A 2227-nucleotide genomic window follows, 5' to 3' on the forward strand; every position below is an offset into this window, starting at 1 on the left:
CGACCCTGCCGGACGTGGTGCCCGCGTCGTCGCGGGAGATCCTGCGGCACGGCCCCGATCCGGTCGCGTTGCGGGCGGCGGTGGACGACGCGACCCGCGCGCTCACCGGCGATCCGCCCCGGGGTGGCTGAATCACTGCCCTGGTCCACGTACATTTTGATCTTGCACTAGGGTGACTGCCGTGGCGTCACGGGGATTCCGGCGCGACACCGGGGCAGGCCACGGCACACGGCCCGGCACAGGGCGGTGTGTGTCCGTGCCAGGCCCGCAGGTCGACGCCACCCCGCATTGAAGGTCCAGGTCGGGGGTGGGTACGGTCGCCACACCCACCCAGAATTTTGAGTAACACCGGAGGAAAACGTGGCACTTCCCCAGCTCACCGAGGAACAGCGTGCTGCGGCGCTGGAGAAGGCCGCCGCCGCCCGCCGCGCTCGCGCGGAGCTCAAGGAACGGCTCAAGCGCGGTGGCACGAGCCTCGCCGACGTGCTGAAGCAGGCCGACGAGGACGAGGTCCTCGGCAAGATGAAGGTCTCCGCCCTGTTGGAGGCCCTGCCGGGCGTGGGCAAGGTGCGTGCACAGCAGACGATGGAGCGCCTGGAGATCGCCTCCAGCCGTCGACTGCGTGGCCTCGGCGACCGTCAGCGGAAGGCGCTGCTCGCCGAGTTCAGCGGCGAGTGAGCGAGCAGGACCGCGGCGTCGACGCGGCAGGCCCCCGGGGCGGCCGCGCGACCCACCGTGAGCCGGCGCCGGGGGAGAGCACCCGGCACCGGCTCACGGTCGTCTCGGGCCCGTCCGGAGTCGGCAAGTCGAGTGTGGTCGGCGAACTCCGGCGGTTGTGCCCGGACATCTTTTTCAGCGTGTCGGTGACCACGCGCCCCGCCCGCGCGGGTGAGGTGGACGGCGAGCACTATCACTTCGTCGACCGGCCGACCTTCGAGGATCTGGTGCGGCGCGGTGAACTGCTCGAACACGCGGAGTTCGCGGGCAACCGCTACGGGACGCCGCGTGCCCCCGTCGAGCGGATGCTGGACGCGGGCAGGCCCGCCGTTCTGGAGATCGAACTCAACGGTGCGCGTCAGGTGCGGGCGGCGATGCCCGAGGCGCGGCTGGTGATGCTGCTGCCGCCCTCGTGGGAGGAACTGGTCGGCAGGCTCACCGGACGCGGCACCGAACGCGACGAGGCGGTGCAGGCCCGGCTGACGGAGGCCGAGCGCGAGCTCGCCGCCGCGGGGGAGTTCGACACGCACGTCGTGAATGCCGACGTGCGGGCCGCCGCGCGGGAGTTGCTAAGCTTGGTGACCGGCCGGAATACCGCTTGCGACGAGACGGAGCACAGTCAGTGACCGCGATTACGCTGGGGCCGCAGGGCGAGGCCCTCGAGGGCATCACCAACCCGCCGATCGACGACCTCCTGGAGAAGGTCAGCTCGAAGTACGCGCTGGTGATCTACTCCGCCAAGCGCGCCCGTCAGATCAACGACTACTACGCCCAGCTCGGCGAGGGGCTGCTGGAGTACGTCGGCCCGCTGGTCGAGCCGGGGCCGAGGGAGAAGCCGCTCTCGATCGCGCTGCGCGAGATCCACTCGGGTCTGCTCGAGCACACCGAAGGGGAGTAACCGGCCGGTGGGCACGCGCGGCCGGGTCGTTCTCGGCGTCGGCGGTGGGATCGCCGCCTACAAGGCCTGTGAGGTGCTCCGGGGGCTCACCGAGTCCGGACACGACGTCCGGGTGGTGCCCACGGAGTCGGCGTTGCACTTCGTCGGTGCCGCCACGTTCGAGGCGTTGTCCGGCAACCCGGTGGAGACCGGGGTGTTCACCCGGGTGCCCGAGGTCCAGCACGTCCGCGTCGGCCGGGAGGCCGACCTCGTGCTCGTGGTCCCCGCGACGGCCGACCTGCTGGCCCGCGCGGCGCACGGCCTCGCCGACGACCTGCTGACCAACACGCTGCTCACCGCCCGGTGTCCGGTCGCGTTCGTCCCGGCCATGCACACCGAGATGTGGGAACACCCCGCCACCCGCGACAACGTCGCGCTGCTGCGCGGTCGGGGCGTGGTGGTCACCGAACCGGCCTCGGGCCGGCTGACGGGCGCCGACACGGGCAAGGGCAGACTCGCCGACCCGGCCGAGATCGTGGATCTGGCGCGGCTGCTGCTCGCCCGGCCGGAGGCGCTGCCACGGGACCTGGAGGGGCTGCGCGTCACCGTCTCGGCGGGCGGTACGCGGGAGCC

General features: G+C 72.0%; 4 protein-coding genes and 1 pseudogene. All 5 read left to right on the forward strand.

Annotation, left to right across the window (positions count from 1 at the left end; genetic code table 11):
* A pseudogene (locus tag SACHA_RS24555) lies at nucleotides 1-131 on the forward strand (orotidine-5'-phosphate decarboxylase); the annotation flags it as partial.
* Between the two features lie 229 nt (nucleotides 132-360).
* Nucleotides 361-678 (forward strand): integration host factor, actinobacterial type, encoded by a 318-nt coding sequence (mihF, locus tag SACHA_RS0113320; RefSeq protein WP_007024611.1) that lies wholly within the window; start codon nucleotides 361-363, stop codon nucleotides 676-678.
* Entirely contained in the window at nucleotides 675-1343 is a 669-nt protein-coding gene (gene gmk / locus SACHA_RS0113325; RefSeq protein ID WP_019810572.1) for a guanylate kinase, read from the forward strand. Before mihF ends, gmk begins: the two co-directional genes overlap by 4 nt.
* Nucleotides 1340-1615 (forward strand): DNA-directed RNA polymerase subunit omega, encoded by a 276-nt coding sequence (gene rpoZ / locus SACHA_RS0113330; protein ID WP_007024613.1) that lies wholly within the window; start codon nucleotides 1340-1342, stop codon nucleotides 1613-1615. The genes gmk and rpoZ overlap by 4 nt, the downstream gene beginning before the upstream one ends.
* A gap of 7 nt (nucleotides 1616-1622) precedes the next feature.
* Nucleotides 1623-2227: flavoprotein (locus tag SACHA_RS25470; RefSeq protein ID WP_019810574.1), on the forward strand; the 605-nt coding region annotated here is incomplete at its 3' end.

Source organism: Saccharomonospora halophila 8, from assembly GCF_000383775.1.
Lineage (GTDB): Bacteria > Actinomycetota > Actinomycetes > Mycobacteriales > Pseudonocardiaceae > Saccharomonospora > Saccharomonospora halophila.